Annotated in this window: 11 protein-coding genes; 8 read left to right on the top strand and 3 right to left on the bottom strand. The window is 55.5% G+C overall.

Going from position 1 to position 16,960, the window contains the following annotated elements; all coding sequences use genetic code 11:
- Positions 1-260: 260 nt before the first annotated feature.
- Positions 261-914, top strand: a complete 654-nt coding sequence (locus Q666_RS53655; protein ID WP_161633194.1) for a GGDEF domain-containing protein — start codon at positions 261-263, stop codon at positions 912-914.
- A gap of 660 nt (positions 915-1,574) precedes the next feature.
- The gene (locus Q666_RS53660; RefSeq protein WP_022998177.1) at positions 1,575-3,422 is read left to right on the top strand and encodes an alpha/beta hydrolase; all 1,848 of its coding nucleotides are present in this window, start codon (positions 1,575-1,577) and stop codon (positions 3,420-3,422) included.
- Between the two features lie 233 nt (positions 3,423-3,655).
- On the opposite strand, the gene Q666_RS53665 is transcribed toward Q666_RS53660, so the two are convergent.
- Together Q666_RS53665 and Q666_RS53670 are read right to left on the bottom strand one after the other, a co-directional pair.
- The gene (locus Q666_RS53665; protein WP_022998176.1) at positions 3,656-4,162 is read right to left on the bottom strand and encodes a hypothetical protein; all 507 of its coding nucleotides are present in this window, start codon (positions 4,160-4,162) and stop codon (positions 3,656-3,658) included.
- 83 nt (positions 4,163-4,245) lie between these two features.
- Positions 4,246-4,686: a hypothetical protein gene (locus Q666_RS53670; RefSeq protein WP_152533398.1), complete on the bottom strand. Its 441-nt coding sequence runs from the start codon at positions 4,684-4,686 to the stop codon at positions 4,246-4,248.
- Positions 4,687-4,788: 102 nt separating this feature from the next.
- Here Q666_RS53670 and Q666_RS53675 point away from each other — a divergent pair, with 102 nt between their 5' ends.
- Positions 4,789-6,711, top strand: coding sequence for a hypothetical protein (locus Q666_RS53675; RefSeq protein WP_022998174.1), 1,923 nt, complete (start codon positions 4,789-4,791; stop codon positions 6,709-6,711).
- A 168-nt stretch (positions 6,712-6,879) separates the two neighbouring features.
- Here Q666_RS53675 and Q666_RS53680 read toward each other — a convergent pair whose 3' ends face one another.
- Positions 6,880-7,995, bottom strand: a complete 1,116-nt coding sequence (locus Q666_RS53680) for a hypothetical protein (protein ID WP_023014568.1) — start codon at positions 7,993-7,995, stop codon at positions 6,880-6,882.
- Between the two features lie 303 nt (positions 7,996-8,298).
- Between Q666_RS53680 and Q666_RS65050 the strand changes: the two genes are divergently transcribed.
- The 5 genes from Q666_RS65050 (at position 8,299) to Q666_RS53705 (ending at position 16,640) form a co-directional block, all read left to right on the top strand.
- Entirely contained in the window at positions 8,299-10,977 is a 2,679-nt protein-coding gene (locus tag Q666_RS65050) for a VWA domain-containing protein (RefSeq protein ID WP_022998172.1), read from the top strand.
- Entirely contained in the window at positions 10,974-12,761 is a 1,788-nt protein-coding gene (locus Q666_RS53690; protein WP_022998171.1) for a hypothetical protein, read from the top strand. The genes Q666_RS65050 and Q666_RS53690 overlap by 4 nt, the downstream gene beginning before the upstream one ends.
- A 2-nt stretch (positions 12,762-12,763) precedes the next feature.
- Positions 12,764-13,438 carry an SH3 domain-containing protein gene (locus tag Q666_RS65055; protein WP_022998170.1) on the top strand — a complete coding sequence of 225 codons (675 nt, stop codon included), beginning with the start codon at positions 12,764-12,766 and terminating at the stop codon, positions 13,436-13,438.
- Positions 13,439-13,783: 345 nt separating this feature from the next.
- The gene (locus Q666_RS65625) at positions 13,784-15,526 is read left to right on the top strand and encodes an FAD/NAD(P)-binding protein (protein WP_161633193.1); all 1,743 of its coding nucleotides are present in this window, start codon (positions 13,784-13,786) and stop codon (positions 15,524-15,526) included.
- Positions 15,462-16,640, top strand: coding sequence for an endonuclease/exonuclease/phosphatase family protein (locus Q666_RS53705; protein WP_161633192.1), 1,179 nt, complete (start codon positions 15,462-15,464; stop codon positions 16,638-16,640). The genes Q666_RS65625 and Q666_RS53705 overlap by 65 nt, the downstream gene beginning before the upstream one ends.
- Positions 16,641-16,960 lie beyond the last annotated feature (320 nt).

The raw sequence follows: 16,960 nt of genomic DNA on the forward strand, positions 1-16,960 counted from the left end.
CCTTGCCTCAAATTTAGGGAAGAAGGCGTCTACAAATCTAGGGGCTATTCATTCTTTACCTTACTTTGTTGGGCGATAGTCAACTGAAGGGGTTCCATCATTTTTGCATTGTTCTTGTGGTAATTTTTACCAATGTCGTTCAGAGATTACGGTTTCCATATGCGGCAATATCTACAATTATTACTTTCGTTCGGTACTGCACAGCGCTGTTTTACCTTCAGTCGTTTCCTGTAGAAGTTAAAATTACCGCGGTCATGATCATGGCAGGCGCTGCAGTTTTTACATTGATAGCGAACTATTCATTGGAGAAGCAATTTCGCCGCACCTATCTCTTTAGTTTGCGTGACCAAATACGAAATGACGAACTCAATCTTTTGTCACAAATTGATCCACTTACACGGCTAAAAAACCGCCGAGGTCTTGAACTGTTGATGTCCGAGTTTTGGTCTGAGACAGGGGCCCCCATTCGGCCGACTTGCATAGCTTTGATCGATGTCGATCATTTCAAGAGCTACAATGACAACCATGGTCACCTGGCTGGAGACCAGTGTTTAGGAGCTGTTGCGGATATAATAAGAGGTGAACTAAGAGGGACGAGGCATCAAGCCTTTAGGTATGGAGGTGAAGAGTTTTTGCTGGTTTTGCTCGACGTGCGGTTGGAAGACGGAATTGCGATCGTAGAACAAATTCGAAAAGCGGTGGAAGGCTCTTTAAAGGATCGATGGAGTACGCAAAGCTTCAAAGCCATAACTGTTAGCGCTGGTGTTGCTTACGCCGAACCTGAAGATCAAATAGAGTTTGAGCTTTGTATCTCGAAAGCAGACGCTGCGCTATATGCAGCTAAAGACGCAGGTCGAAATCGAGTAATGTCTCTGAATGATTGGGAGGCGCAAAAAATTGTCTGTGGCGGATAGCCAGGGTTGCAACATTTTTTCACAAGAGTTTTTCGGGTAATTGATAGGCGTGAACAACCGGCCCCCTGCCGACGAGAACTATTTCTAGTACTGTTAAGTTAACTCGTGGTCAGTGAAGATACAATATTTGGAAGGTCTAACTCGATTTCCCATCCGCTATAAAGGTCACCGCCGTCCTCCGGCTATCATTGACCAAGTGGTTTTGCTCTTACTCCTATTACCACTACGCCCGCAACTGGCACAATAGATCCTGGTGGAAGGTGGCATAGCCGTTTCCTAAGAAACGATTTATTGCTGGGTCGACATAGTCCAAGCGAAGAAGTGAACTGTCGAACTGCCGACAGTTGTACCGGGTTCAAATTCATTTCGAAATCTAGTAAGCGATGATTGTCGATTCGACTCTCAGAATGGGAACCAATTGGTGTCTAGGTTCTCATGAATGAGAGAAAATAGTAATCGGATGTCGCTAAGACCAGTTTATCGATTAATTCGACCTAACTCAGTTGAGTGCGCAAGGCGTGGATCAGGTTAGTTCGTTGACAACCCACCTATTTCCGTATCTTTCTCAGCACTAGGTTACGCAAAATCAAACGTTTACTCGAGGTCTACGTTGTGTATCCTCCATCGAAAACAAATAGCAGCTAGTGGCCTATAGCGAGTATGTTCGACAATGGTCTGGATTTTGCCGGCAAGATGATCAGCTCTCATCAGGTCACTCCAGAGGGAGTGACGCTGACTTCAAGGCAACTGGAGGCAGTTGGCGAATATCGAGGTACTGCGTTTGTGAGCCACGGTCAGGCTCAGCATTCTTTGAGCTTGTTCGATACGCTGACTGGACTGGCGGAGAAGGGATGGAACGTTCACGCGACCGACTTGCGTGGTCACGGTTACTCGTCCGGAAAACGCGCACCCTTGGCGCACATGGAGATTAATTCCGGCTGGGAAAGCGTTGTGGCGGACTTTCACCTTTCGTTGGAAAAAGCCTTCGATGGTGTCGACTGGTGTGAACGAATGTTGGTCGCTCCCAATATCAGCGCACCGCTCGCCTTGGAAGTGCTGAAGAAATGGGGGGACTTAGCGCGGCAAATCGTATTTGTCGCCCCGCCACCCAATCAGCCTGCGCTGATGCGCATGGCTAGAAGCATCGCCAAGGTCAGGTCGTTGGCGCATCCTCAAGATCGGCCCGACGAACTGCTGTTGTACCAGTTGTACAGCTTCCTTGGCGCGCAACTCAAAGACCGGTCAAGGCTTATCGACGTCGTTTCGTCGGATCAGTCTATCACGGACGAATTGCTGGCAGACGAATACGCGTGGCCGACACCGACGACAGGCTATTTCTACGAAATGTTTCGCGGGATCGAGCAGGCCTGGCGATGGCCCCGTGATGCGACGGTAAGACCCGGAACGCGGATTCTGCTGCTGTACGGAGGAGATGATCCGATGACCGCAAGCGGTCGGTTCGTCAAACCGATGCGCTCCCATTTCGAGCGGATGGGTGTCATCGACACGGTTTCATATTGTGTAGAAGGAGGGCGATCCGGTCTAATCATCGAAGAGAGGCGTCTCGGTATTTCCAGGATTATCGATGATTGGACGCGTGACAATGCGGTGATGCGTCAAGACAAACAGGCTCTTACCGCGAACCTGGGGGACGTCAGTTCCGATATACTTGCTAAACTCGGACTGGAGAACCCGGATGAGACACTGAGCGCCGATGCACTGGTCGAACTCTGCTACAATGCGATCAACGACGAAAACAGCTGGACGGAGGTCCTCTATCGAGTCGCTTATGCAGTATCCAGGGACGCCGACCTGAACGAACAGCAGCTGGAATCGCTCGTTCTTGCTCTCATGCCGCACTGGGACCGGTCCTACAAGCTGAACAGACAAATCATGCAATCTGCAGCCGTGGGTGCGGTATTGCAATACGTGATCGACCGTTTTGACATAGGCATGGCAATTGTCAGTGATGATCTGCAGGTTTCATACGCCAATGACCATTTCCGGACCATCATTTGCAAGATGAGCGACCGTGCAGGGAACAACGCCTACCTCCGGGATGAGCACGAGCTCACCCGGCGGGTCAAGAGCCTTGTTACGGCTTCTTTTGCAAAGGCGGTACAGACCGGAAAACAGGAAGACCTTCTGGTCGTTGAAGGAGAGGCGGTCGGCTTCTATTTCAGACCCCAGGCGTTGCGGCAGACAGCGCTGCAACGTGGTGGCGCTTCGGGAGCAATCATCGTCCGAGACAACGCTTCATCGGATAAGCACGGCCTGAGGAGCGAACTCCTCGAGTTTGCTTACGGTCTCACGACGAAGGAGGCGGAAGTCGCCTGCGGGGTTATAGACGGTCTTTCCCCTAATGACATCGCGGCAAGTCTCGGAGTTTCGATACACACTACCAGAACGCATCTTAAGCGTGTTTACGAGAAAGTCGGCGTTCAGGGGCAGACCGGACTGGCAGCGCGATTGCTTAACGGGCCTATCGGCCTGATTGCCGGCAGGTGAATTGTACGCCGACCAGAAACGCACGAAGGTGATGTCGGCAGCTTTCACTCTCTGTCTTCAGCAGCTGGCGGTATCGTTCCACTCCAGCTGGTCGACACAAAGGGCACGTCTCACCCGCCAATCCGGTTACCAATCGTGGCATGCCTATCTGGTCGATCCAGCTGGCTGAACGAGCGTTTACCAGGACAGCACCCGTCGTTCTGCGAAATCGGCCGGGGTGAATACAAACGCAATCAATTTGCGGCGGCAATGGCCTGCAGAGGCGCCATCTGGTCGGCGAGACCGCGCAGTGTGTCATATTCGACGTTTTCACCACCGAATTCCAATGCAAGATTGTCCAGTGCACAGATGATCTGGATGTCCTCGCGGGATCCAAAGCATGGAACACCGTTCGGAAAATCCAGATCAAGAACCTCGGCAGCCGCTGCTTCACCCTTTTCGCTGGCAACGCCTTCCGCAAATTCGAGCATTTCGGACGCTGCAGCTGCTGCAGGACCTGAAAGGAAGCGCATCGTGTAGACTGCCTCTCCTTCTTTCGGCGTCAGAGAAATCTCGATCTCGCCGTCCACCTCCAAATGGCCGTCCTGGTGTGCACTATGACTGGATCTCAGTTCTTCCGGCATCCAGTCCATGGGTGAATAATTGCCGCCACCCGACAATGGAGTATACAGCGACTGCGCTTGGGCAGCACCGGCGAAAAGGACAGCAGCGCACATGATGATAGTGATGTGGTTCGTCATCAGAACCTCCTCAAATATGATTGGATGAACAAGGGCTTGTCCATCGGCTGCGTGACTAGTGCAAGTTGTTCAAACTTCCGGCCCTACATCGGCACGAAGCGCAAATCGTCCCGACGCCTGCTTGATGCCTGGCAGCCTTTCCTGCGGACAGGTGCAGCACCGCTCATCTCAAGTACATTGTCTTCTAGCCAGTAGCCGTCGACCTGATACAGAGCCGGTGGACAACCGTTCTTGAAGAGGCGGGCGGTGCCGGTCACCTTGCGCAGTCCCATGCCTCCGGTGTCCCAGAAGCGGCCTTCGAAGAGCAGCGTTCCTGGATCCACGCCGTGTTTGCGCAAGCTGGCTTTCGGATTTTCGTAACTGATGGTGAAACCTCCATCCGGACAGGCATCAATTTCCATCATCGAACCGTTGTGACTGTAAAAGTCGCGGTCGCAGTCGGATGCAATGCTGTGCGGTATGCCGGGTAGCACCATCAAGCCGAGAATCAGACCGGTATTCAAGATCCAGCGAAATTTGGTCATACGAACCACTCCATTCGGCGGAAGGAGATGCATGCTTTCACCGCGGCTCGCATCACTCATTTGAGTGATGCAGTTTTTTGATGGCTATTCGAACACTATGAGATGAAAACCTCATTGATGCATTTCGTAGCGGCCATGACTGTTCAGGGGACATTTGAGCGAGCGCTCCATGCCTTCACAGCAAGTATCTTCGCTACCTCTGCGGCTCTTGCGGATGCAAGGCTGCCGCCGAAAAATCAAGATCTGGACCAGAACGGCGTACCGTTGCGCGTGATGCTTGATCGGGGCGACGGCAGGTTCGCAGGGTTCGTAACGCTTGCACAGGCAAACGAACTCCGCGTGGACATGAAGTTCTGGGCGAAGCATCCCCGACAATGTGCCGCTGCTTTTTCGGAGCCGCAAGGAGACGATGCCTGGGGCTGGTCGCGCATGTGTGAGGATGCTGCCCGCTACGGTATATTGCGGCTCGCAGGCAATCTCTCGGCGGGTCTCGGTGGCCGCGAATTCTCCGGCACACTTGCGGCCGGCGATCGCGGCTTCAACATCGATGCGACTTTTCGGGTCGTCAACGATTGCGTGAGGGAAATTGGGGTGCGGGGTACTGCCGGGACCTATGCGTTCTTTGCGGTCGATTGCAGCGAAGCCGGCGGGGCCGGCAAAGACTCGCGCACAGCTCCGTTCTGGCCGACGGACGGAAACCTGGCCAATGCTCTGGACAATAGATCGGTTTCCAACCGCCTGAACACGTCGTACGATCAGGAGAGCGGCAAAACATCGACTGGCGTCGAGCGCAATGGTTTGTCACCGGTGGCGGTACCGCTATCTCCGGGCAAGGGGCACAGCCGGGCAAACAGTCTCGGCCCCATCAAAGGGACCGATGATGATCTTTTTCCAAAGAACGGCTTTGGCTACCTCTTGGACCTTTTACCCCGGAATGAACCTCCACTGGCCGTCATTCAACTGGTCCGCTCCGATCCGGGTAATGAGCAGATTGTTTTCGACAGCTACGCGGCCTGTCATTCGATCCCAAGTGAAGTATCCCGCGATTTCTGCGCAATGGCCAGCGCTCTGGAAGGCAATAGTGTCCAGATCGCGGATTATGGCTTCAACGGTCAATACGGCCTCGGGCGCTTCGAATTCAGCGATGACACTTGGTTCGTCCGACTTCGCGGTTTGCCGGATCAGCGTCTTGAAGCTGAATTTATCCGGACGCGATTGCACCTCGATAGCGAACTCGGAATAAATCCGAAGCTATCTGATGTTCCGGCGGTTCGAGACAACGACGGTCGTCGCTATCCGGTCGCGACACAAGACCTTTATCCGCTCGAAGGGTTTGGTCACATCCTCGCTTTCATCGAGAACCGGATGGAGATGCCGGCGACGCGCAAGGACCGTCACATGCAAAGCGGTGACTTGGTTCTTGGAAGCGACAAACGGCTACACATCGCTCACTTCGGTCAGTGCCCACCAGACGTAAATCGTAGGTTTTGTGAAGAAACTCGGCGATCCGTGAATCGGTCCTGGCCGCTCGAGAACTATCTCTTTAATGGTGTCATCGGTTCCGCGGAGATGACTTACGGCGGCGTGCGTTACATGGTCGTCCTGTCGAAGTCCGATAGTGGCCTCATCAGGGCTCAGTTCTACTTGGCGAATTCGGAGGGCTCAGCGCGCTTCAGAACCCATCTCGGACCTCGCGAGTCCAGCAAGGCAACCGAACTGTCTGAACTCACCTGTATCGGACAGTTTCGCGGTGAGACTAGGATTTTCGAGAAGCTCACCAATCACCGAAATTTACCGGTTTCCTGGTGCGCCGCGAATGGATCGTGCGCGGACGGGCAGGACTTGTCTTATCTACAGGCGCTCTGCGCGAGGAGCAGAGGGTTTTCTCTCGGTGGGCTCATTTTGACGGCGCGGATGCAATCTGGGGCAAAGCTTGTGCCCGACCGGGAGCGCAGGCGGACGCTGTTGCGTTGGTACCGTATGGGGGGAACCGCTTCGACACCTCATCCATCCATTTCGGCATAACAGCTCCTTATCTTGAAGATGCAGAAGTCGGTCGGCGGATTGGGCAAAACGGACAGCCAGAATACATAGACTGCAGCAACTGCAAGACCGTTGGAAAACTGGCTTGCGAATTTTTCGAACCCTGATGTCTGCTGGATCTGGTGCCTGTCGAACGGCTGAATTGACTGGCTAATCCAAGTATGTTCTTAGCTCGACCAGCTCGTCAGCGAATGCGCCAAGTTTGTCATGCCATTCCTCTGCAACCTGAACGACTTTTTCAGCATTATTGCTCATCGGTACTGTGAAAAGCGCACGGACAAATACCATCTGATCACGGATCAGCATTTCCGATCCGTTCGACACAAATAGATCAACCAACTTCGTTTGGGCTGCCGGCGTTAAGGCACGATACAGCGCGAATTCGTCTCCCTTGAGCAACCTGATGTGGTAGATTCGGTTGAAGGTTTGTCCATCGAGCTGCGGGTCCCGACCCTGGATGTAAGGAAACGCAGCGAGCATGCTTACGTCGAGCCCGGTGTCGCGTGACAGTGGGAACGCAAAAATCGCAGCCAGCGTGTACACGTCATTTCGGAAGTCCCTGCCGCCCTGCGTGTTCGGATGCCTGACATCACCCTTGAACGCGCCGATCCCAGTCCACAAGGGGAGGCCGTTTCGCTGCCATCGGAATACCGCCCGGACATGAACGGGCATGGCGACGACAGGACTGGGCATGACCACCGGCTTGACGTCCTGGGTCAGTGAGTAGACCCGCCTGTCGATCAGAAGAAAAGATGGGCTCTTTTCAAGAGTCTTGCGCAGATCGATCTGCGCCAGATCGGACAATTGCCGCTCGCTCAGCAGTCCTTCCCGGCCATTCTTGCGCATGACCTCACGGGCGAGTTTCCTGAGCAGGTCTACGGGAATATTTCCAAGGGCCTTGCCCTTCGGAATGTTCAGTGTCGTTGCCGGTTGAATGAGAGAAAGTCCCCAGTCAGCGCGTTCCGCAACCATTGCAGCGGTTCGATGCAAGGGATTTATTACATCCTTGGCGCCGGCGTCACCGGAAAAATCGGTGTCGATGGTAAGTGCCATCCAGAAACCTGCCCCCATGGCCGCGGCAAAGCCCAGCCAGTTGACATTCGTCAATCCAATGAGAGGCAGGGCTATCCATAAAATCAGTCCGCTCAGGCCGAGCATCCCCACGACCTTGTGTTTTCGCTCCCATTTTCCGACCGCAAAAGCTCGGAAAACATCCCGTTCATGGGGAACCGTGCCTTCAAAAGGATCCCAGTCTTGATCCGTCATCTTCAACTTCCATTCTGAACGGTTCCGCTGGTTCGTCCGATAACAGCAACGATCGGGCTGCATATCACTCAAATGGGTGAGGCGGGTCGGTGGAGAGGTTCATAGGATCCCGAACCGGATTACGCGGTACGGGATGCGTACGATGAACAAGACATTGCAATTTCAGGATTCCTTGGCGGCCTCTTCGATTAGTTCAACACGCTCAGCGATGGCGGGTTGCGCGTACGAGAACGCGAAAGTGGTTTGGCTTGCCGGACCGTTCACTGCCTCACGTGAGCGCGTGTTGACCGCGGAGATCAGCCGATGAGCAGTCTGCGACTATCCTCCAGGTTCTCCGACGCCCTTGCGCTGGTCTTCCTCATATTGGCCGGCAGCATTTGCACAGGTCAGGTCAATGCACAGTCAGTGGACACGATTGTGGTCTTTGATGGTTCAAATTCGATGTGGGGTCAGATAGATGGCCGTGCGAAGATCGAGATTGCGCGGGAGACCCTCTCGTCCGTTCTCTCTGAATCCGGCAGCGAGATGCAAATCGGCCTGATCGCTTACGGACACCGCGAAAGGGGGGTCTGCACCGATATTGAGTCCCTGGTGCCGGTCGGTCCCGCCAACCAGACAGTTCCCGCCATCATCGACGCGGCAAGCAGAATTACTCCACGCGGTAAAACGCCGCTGACGGACGCGGTACGAAAGGCGGCCGAGGAGCTGCGATACACCGAAAACGCCGCAACAGTGGTTCTGGTGACCGACGGCATCGAGACTTGTGAAGCCGACCCTTGCGCTCTGGGCGCCGAACTCGAGAAATTCGGTATCAACTTCACCGCACATGTGGTCGGCTTCGGCCTCACCGAGGAAGAAGGTCAACAGGTCCAGTGTCTGGCTGAAAATACCGGAGGGCTATATCTCTCAGCCGGGAATGCAAACGCCCTGCGTGATGCACTTGAGCAAACGGTCACCGCTGAAATTGACGCAAGCGAAGACGATTTCGGGCCCGCTACGTCCACCGACCGAAACGTCACTTTCATCTTTCGCGATACTCCGGACGGCCCCCAGATCGGAATTCGCCAGTTGTCCGGATCGGTAGAAACCGAAAACGGTGATCCTGTCGCGGACACGGCCTTCGAGTTCGCCTACCCTGAAGCCAACGGTGCTTCAGCCAATGCCGTCCTCTCGCCGGGTCACTATGTTGGTGTTTTCCGCCGCGATGGAGGAAGTCGAGGCGGTTATGACGTGCGCTACGAATTCGAAGTTCCGGAAGGAGACGGCGACCATGTCATTGAAGCGAGCCTATCAGGTGCGCTGACAATAAACCCTTATGTCAATCCCGGTCTGCCGATCGTCAAGGGTGAACCCTTTCCGACCGCGGTCGGGGGATCACGTCCGCGCGTCCATTTCGCAATCTTTCCGATCCGAGACGGCAAAAAGACAGAGCAACCGGCTGCAACCGCAACCCTGGACAGTCTCACGTTGCCGCTTTCGCCCGGCCACTACCTGGTACAGGGCAATCTCGACAGCGGTACTTCCGCCGAACGTCTCGTCGAAGTGAAGTCCGGCGACGCAACGCAACTGGATTTTTCGTTTGATGCGACCCGGGTGTTTGTCGATGCCCGCGAGGCAGATGGTGCCCCTGTAAAGCGTCAGACAACCTTTTGGTATGACAAGATGCCAAAAGGCAGCGGCTACTGGGTCAGCGGCGGCGGAGCGGGCGATTCCGGACTGGCGCCTTTCTACTTGCCGACCGGAGAATGGGGTTTGAACGTTGGAGGCGAAGGGTACGGAGCCCGCCGCAGCGAGATCCTGGTGCACGTGCCAGGTGACTACAAGGACCTGACGGTCAAGGTAGGTGAGGGCGAACGTCTTACTGACAATGAGGAGGCGTTACTGAAAACCCGGGAAAACGGCTGCGTTGAAATTCTGAAGGTTACCTACAAAGGTTGTCTGGTGGAACGGGCATCGCTCAATGGAACTACGGAAAGCTCGGCAAAATCGCCGCCCGAAGGCCAAGACAATCAGGCGCAGGGGGCTCAAAAGGCATCGGATCCGGATGCGGGAAACGGGCTGGCGCCGGCTTATGCCTCTGCCGGGGCCGCACGTCTCACCTTTAACCACCGTTCCACAAACCAGGCATCGGCTCTGATCGAACGCGCTGACAGCGGCGACGTTACCGTGACGTTGCTGGATGGATGTTGTGGAAGCAGCAACTGCTCCGGGAGCAGCTTCGCCGTCGATCCTTCCTTGATGAGAGCCGTTGAGGTCGGCGAACGCAAGACCTTTGCCATCAATGAAATCCTGGAAATTCACACCGCTCCAGCGGGCTTCTCCGATATGCTTACTGTCGTTTTCGATCCCACAGCGCCAAATCCCGTCAAAGGGGTGATGGTCAGGGTGGAAGATCAGGCCAGCCTGGAGGGACAAAAGGCCCAGGACACCGGTTCCGGCGCCTACGCACCCGGAACCATCATTGAAATCAACAAGCTGAATGTTCCATTCGGCATTTATGCAGCAGTACCCGGACACGACACGATTGACGGCGTGCGTCCCCAGGCACACGACATATGCGTGAATACGCCGACCGTAATCGAAGCCGGCGGTTCCATGCGCATGAAGGCATTTGATTCCACATCCGGCACCTATGAGCAGATCATGTATTCGGAATGCTCAAGTTGGGAAAGCGATGAAAAGGTAACCTGTACGGTGTCGCGCGGGACGCCCGAATTCCCCGAACCGTTCAAGTCGATGCCGCTGCCTGCATACTCGGCGCTTGGAGATGGTCACTTTCGCGGTTGCGTCGACAGCGATGCAGGGGAAAGCTGTCAGATCTTCTATTCATGCGTCCATCCCGGAGGCCCGCTGACGGTAGAACAGTCGCTTCCCTCGGGTGAACGAAGGGTCGACGAAATCCTGAAAACCTACAAGGGCGGATCGGCCGGTTACAGGTATGTCGACAATTTCAGCTTCGAGATCGAGGAACGACGCAGATGATGCGCCTTCTGGTGGTTGCCTCCCTGTTTTTTCTGATTGCATTTCAGGCGCCGACTGTGGCCGCGAACGCGGGATGGTCCGGCAACTGGGATACGACATACGGCCAGCTTCGTCTGAAACAGGACGGAAACCGGGTCTACGGCGATTACGCTGAGCGCGGGACCATTGAGGGTTGGGCCAGCGGATCCGGAAACGAACTGCGTGCCGTCTACATGTATTCTGACGGCAGGTGGGGGTTGGTACGATGGACGAAATCCGGCGATCGCATTTCCGGTTTCTGGAATTGGTCTGCGGATGGCATCCCGCCCGCCGGTGCCGGCAAGAGCTGGACCGGAAAACGCACGTCGCTGGAAACCTCGGGATTACGTTACGCAAAACTCGGGCATTTCGCCATCCCAGACGGCGATCCGCAATTTGTCGAAAATGACTTTGCCGCTTGGCTGCGGTTCACTGTTCAGCCGAGCTGTTGCACTCCACCCCCGAACACGGCGATCGAGAGGGGCAGATGGCACCGGGGGTACCGGAATGCACTGACGGAAGGGGTCGCCAGCATCGGTATCGACATAACCCACAACAGACACTCGAACACCGGTGCGGTAGATATCAGTATCTACGTACCATCAGACAGCATCTGCCAACCTGAGGTCGAACCGGGTTTTTGCGAGGAATTGCTGCGAATGCGCGGGGCAGACGGGCACGTGCCCGCACGTGTGACAGGCCAAAGGATCGTGGCGCACGGAAGCTTCGAGCAGTTCCTGATTGCCTTCCGTCTGCCAGGGGACGGCAATGACCGATTGATGGCCATTCAGGAGGACCTCAAATACAGCACATTGAGGGTCTGGAGCCGTCACAGAGGACTTGACCTGACCGACGTCGCCGATCCAGGCAAGCATCTATGCGATTCCGTGGGCTGCTCGAACCAGATTCCAACCGACCTGGCTGCAGACCCTCATCGCTATCTGGGGGCGCTGTCTGATATCCGATGGGCGGAAAGGTTGATTGCAGATAGCCGCTCTTCCGGCGCCGCCGGCCCGGAGAGTGGGCGCAACTCACCGAACGAGCGCCCCGCAAGCAATGACCACAGGAAGCTAACGGAGGTTTTCGGCATCTTCGACGAACGGGGCAAGCCTCTTGGTGCAATACGCTTTCAAAAGACAGGGCGCGAGTTGTCGGCAACCGGTGAATTGATTGGCCTGTTCGGAAACAATGAGTCCAGTAAGACTGAGTACCGGTTTCATTCCAGGACAGACGAGGCCGTTTCCTACACCATTACCGCATTTTCGGGACAATCGGGCGAACGACGCAGCGGCAGGATAATTGTGGAATTGCCCTCTAGCACGGTGACGCATCCGCGCGGGACGATGGTGGTGGATGACGAGGTCACATTGATCAATTTGAAACCCACGGGCCCGGGCGATGCATCTGAGACGGGTGGAGACCTGGGGGCGCCTCGCGAAGATGCCGGGCCTGAGGACGATCTCTATGACCAGCCGGGCTTCGGCATATACAAGTACACCTACAAATTTCGCGATGTGCCAAGCGGCCGCACCGTCAAGCTACGCGACGGCCCATCGCGAAAGAACCACGAGACGGCCATGTTGCGCGCAGATGCCGTCAACATGCAGATTATGACGTGCGATCGCGACATCGACAACATCCGCTTCGAAGAAGCCGCTCGCTCGGAGCAGTTGGAGACGCTTGCCCGGCACTGGTGCAAGATCGTCACCACCGATGGCCGGAGCGGGTGGCTGCCAGCGCGTTATCTGGTCCCGGAACAGAATTGAGGATGTGGACGATGGTCACTTCATGCATTCTCCCGCGGGTAATCTGGCGGCCCCTGGCAGGCCTCGTTGCCGGCCTGCCACTGCTCTTGGCATTGGTACCGGCAGATGCCGCCGAGTATTTCTATGACCACAACGGCTCAGGCATGCGTCTGACCGTGACCGGATCCGACGTGAGGATTTTTTACGAAACGCCTCGCTCCCGTCTGAAAGCCAATGGCGTCAAACGCGGAACATTGCTTTTCAATGGTCAAGTTGCAAATGGTTACCTGGAAGGAATGTCCCGGATTTTCCATGCGAAATGTGGAACGGTAGACTATTTCGTTTACGGCGATTTTAAAGCCGGCACCAACTTCAAGCTGAACGGGGCAGCTCCGGTAATGTCCGACATGAGCTGCCGTGTCGTCGACAACGTTTACGAGGGACCAAATGCCAACCTGACCTTCACTACAAATGAAGGAGAGCGAACTGCCCTGACAACGAACCGACGCGGGTGCCTCAAAAACGTTAGTACGAGCTTGAATGTGCGGGTCGGACCCAGCAGCAGCTACGGACGCATCCACGAAATTCCTGCCGGAACTTGTGGCATCAGGATCTTACCGCAGTGTCGCGATGGCTGGTGCGTCGTTGAAGCCGGGCCCGTAATCGGCTGGGTTTCCATGAAATTTGTTCGGCAATAGGCTGGTTTGGCTAGAAATCAGTTCGATGGTTGTTCAGTTTGTGTGGTTCTCCTGATTCATTGGATAGTTTTCGGCTTGGTTTAAGCTACATTCCACGCCTGCTGAAAGGGTTGGTGTTGTTCAATGCGCTGCCAACAGGCAACGGTTGGCGGTTTGCCGCCAAGAGCGGAGATCGGTCGCTTCCGGGTATGGCAGTGTATCCACTTTCTGATACCGGCCCTGGTCCGGGAACCTATCCCCACGCAGCGCGTTGAAAAAAATGAACTTCGCCTCTTGTGCACGTTCGACACTCAACAACATGACCTCAGCCCTGGGGGAAATCGCATCGGGAAACCAAGTGGAAACATGACAAACTCCAAGCGGTGCATCGCAGTGATAGGAAACGGTCCGCGGGGCCTCGGTGCACTCGAAGCGCTGGCGAAGCAGGCCGAAGACGCCGGTATTACTATTGACGTCGACTTATTCGACCCCGTCTCCAGCCCTGGTGCGGGACCGAATTTCGATCCCGATCAAAGCGAGCACTGTCTGCTCAATCTACCGGTCCGTGAGATTTCCCTGCTGCCGCCGGAATATTCCGGCACCCGGCTCGGCGACTTTTGCAATTACGCATCATCCGCAGCCGATCCCGACTCCTATCCCTCGCGGGCTCAACTCGGGCGCTATCTCGTCGCCCGCTACGAGGAAATGGCCGGCAACGCCCCAAACTTGAGGCTTTGCAGGCATAAATCGAAAGTCCAAAGGATTTCTCGCAGTTGCGACGGATGGTGGCTCGAATTCGGCAGTGTCCGAAGCGGTCCTTATGAAGAAGTGCTTCTCACCCAAGGCCAACCCGAAACCTTGCAGGACGATCAACTGGCCTGCTGGCGATTCCATGCTGGCATGGTAAATGCGGCACTTCATCCTGCTTATCCAGCAAACGCGTTGCTCGATGCCGCCAGGAGATGGGGCGGCCGCACAGTTGCCATCAGAGGACTTGGACTGTCTACGTTCGATGTCCTGCGCCTGTTGACGTGCGGTCTTGGCGGCCGTTTTGATGCGGGGCACTATTATCCCTCGGGTCATGAGCCTTCGCGTTTTGTGCCATTTTCGTTGAACGGACAGCCTCCGGTACCTAAACCTGCCTTCGCAGCTCTCGACGCTGGATTCGACCCTACGCCGGCTGAGGCCGCTGCTTTTGAGAAAGCACTTGGCAAAGCCATTTCTGTCAAGCCAGAAAGGGCATTGCATCAGATTACCGACGCATTGGTGGCCCCAGCGTTGCGAATACTCGATGAGGCAGGAAGCGATGCCAGGGAGCAGGATGTTCAGGCATGGATGGCGATCGAGCGGCAAAATCCGGGAGCGCAAGAAACGTTAGCTTCAGTCGATATGTTGCGCATCGGCATCCGGATGGCTGCTGGGATCGTGCGCCCATCGCCCGGATATGTGATCGGTCAACTGTGGCGGAAATTGCAGAATCAGCTTCGTGGTGCCTTCAATCCGGAACGGGTCGATGCCCTCACAGCGAAAGCTATAATCGACTTCGATGAAGGCCTGAAGCGGTTTTCCTACGGTCCACCCATTCGCTCCGCCAGGGAACTTCTCATTCTGATTAACGCGCGGATGGTCGACCTCAGAGCGGCTGATGATCCGGACTTCGAACTGGTGGACGAAGGCTGGCGGCTCATCAACGGCAATGCGTCGGTCACCGCTACCGTGATGATAGATGCCGTTATGCCTCCGCCGGAGGTGGAGAAATCCCGTGATCCGGTAATAATGAACCTGATGGACGAAGGTCGACTGTGTAGTGTGGCGCGGGGCCTCGGGGCACAGGTGCGCGCAGATGGGCAACTGATCGGTCAGGACGGTGGTGTCCAAAGCGGCCTATGCCTTTTAGGCAGGTTGGCGCTTGGAAGTGTTATCGCGGTTGATTCCATTCACGACTGCGTGGGGGCGGCAACTGACCGATGGGCTGAAGGCGTCGTAACGCGTATGAGACAATGGGTGGACTTCGCCTCCCGGGAGAAGGATGGCATCTGTCAGGATGGCGCTTCTGTACCCTGTGAAGGTGATATCGGCGTCCTCGAAAAAAGGGCTGAACTACAATAACTCAAGCAGCCTTGGAGCACCAAGCGAGGTATCCGTGTTACCGATTTCACTGCTTGTTCTGTCAGGGATTTGCGTCCTGGCCAGCCTATTGCCGATGGTACCTATTACGCATGGGTTGATCCGCATTTTCGATTTCGCGCGGCTGCAGGTTATCGGGCTTTCGCTGCTTGTGTTGGGGATCGTCACCCTTACCGAGCCTGGTACTCCAACCGGTGTTCTCTCCTTAGCCATCGCCGGTACTGCCTTGATGCTTCAGATCATTTTTGTGCTCCCCTTTACCCCTCTATGGCGCAAGCAGACTATGGATGCGAGGTCGGATCCAGAAAAAGACGCGACGATCTCACTGCTGACCTGCAACGTCAAACAGGGCAACCAGGACCATTCACGGGTCGCGGACCTGGTCCGCGAACGGTGTCCGGACATTGCCATCTTCATGGAAACGGATCAGGTCTGGGCGAGAGCCCTTGCGCCCAGTCTTGCCGAGTTTGCAGAAATCGTCGAGCACCCGCTCGATAATTCTTACGGAATCATTCTGGCGAGCCGCTTTCCACTGAACGACGCAAGAGTACGATTTCTCCTGAACGATCAAGTTCCGAGCATCACCTGTATTGCCAAACTTTCGAACGGCGACGCCGTGCGTATTATTGCACTTCATCCTGAACCACCGGTTCCCACCAGAGACACGATGGGACGTGACGCCGAGATTTTTGTCGTTGGCGAGGAGGTCCGCGAGGAGAGGCGGCCGGTGATCGTCACCGGCGATCTGAACGACGTTGCCTGGTCTCGATCCACGCGGCGCTTCCTGAGGATCTCCCGGTTGCTGGACCCTCGGCAGGGACGCGGCTTCTTCAATTCGTTCCATGCGCACTACTGGTTCCTGCGTTGGCCTCTCGATCACATTTTCCACAGCACCGACTTCAGGTTGGTGACAATCGAGCGCCTACGAGAAATCGGCTCCGATCACTTCCCCATGTTCTATTGCTTCGAACTAGTTGGTGCCAAGTTCGGTACCGAGCCGCCGCCGGCCACCGAGGCCGACTTTGACGAGGCGAAAATGGCGATCGACACTGAGAAGAAACGTGACCGTGATCCGGCAGGCAGCGATTGGGAGTAGACCTTCACCCAGAGAGCACCGGCGGACATGAGGTTCTTTTGGCGTAGTTTACGAAACGATCCGTAGTCACGTACGTTGGCTGGTGGACGGATGTGCGGATGTAATTTCTTTGCCAGGTTACAGGGGTATCGCTGCGCCGCCTAATCGTTTGGATTTTGTCCCTACAATGATCGGCATCAACAGCACCGGGCTCGAAAACGTTCACTGGCACCGAGTTTGTGGGCGATTTTTTATCCTTGGGAAAAGAATACGTGTCTCCACAACGCGTTTTGATGCGCTTCGATACTTCGCAGAATGACCGTAAGCGCGAATTTCTCGGC

Origin of the sequence: Labrenzia sp. C1B70 (assembly GCF_000475395.1) — a bacterium.
Classification (GTDB): Bacteria; Pseudomonadota; Alphaproteobacteria; order Rhizobiales; family Stappiaceae; genus Roseibium; species Roseibium algicola.

Excerpts from the sequence above, each read along its gene's own strand:
- Q666_RS53655 (WP_161633194.1), top strand. The coding sequence starts at position 261 with ATGGCAGGCGCTGCAGTTTTTACATTGATAGCGAACTATTCATTGGAG.
- Q666_RS53660 (WP_022998177.1), top strand. The coding sequence starts at position 1,575 with ATGTTCGACAATGGTCTGGATTTTGCCGGCAAGATGATCAGCTCTCAT.
- Q666_RS53665 (WP_022998176.1), bottom strand. The coding sequence starts at position 4,162 with ATGACGAACCACATCACTATCATCATGTGCGCTGCTGTCCTTTTCGCC.
- Q666_RS53670 (WP_152533398.1), bottom strand. The coding sequence starts at position 4,686 with ATGACCAAATTTCGCTGGATCTTGAATACCGGTCTGATTCTCGGCTTG.
- Q666_RS53675 (WP_022998174.1), top strand. The coding sequence starts at position 4,789 with ATGAAAACCTCATTGATGCATTTCGTAGCGGCCATGACTGTTCAGGGG.
- Q666_RS53680 (WP_023014568.1), bottom strand. The coding sequence starts at position 7,995 with ATGACGGATCAAGACTGGGATCCTTTTGAAGGCACGGTTCCCCATGAA.
- Q666_RS65050 (WP_022998172.1), top strand. The coding sequence starts at position 8,299 with ATGAGCAGTCTGCGACTATCCTCCAGGTTCTCCGACGCCCTTGCGCTG.
- Q666_RS53690 (WP_022998171.1), top strand. The coding sequence starts at position 10,974 with ATGATGCGCCTTCTGGTGGTTGCCTCCCTGTTTTTTCTGATTGCATTT.
- Q666_RS65055 (WP_022998170.1), top strand. The coding sequence starts at position 12,764 with ATGTGGACGATGGTCACTTCATGCATTCTCCCGCGGGTAATCTGGCGG.
- Q666_RS65625 (WP_161633193.1), top strand. The coding sequence starts at position 13,784 with ATGACAAACTCCAAGCGGTGCATCGCAGTGATAGGAAACGGTCCGCGG.
- Q666_RS53705 (WP_161633192.1), top strand. The coding sequence starts at position 15,462 with ATGGCGCTTCTGTACCCTGTGAAGGTGATATCGGCGTCCTCGAAAAAA.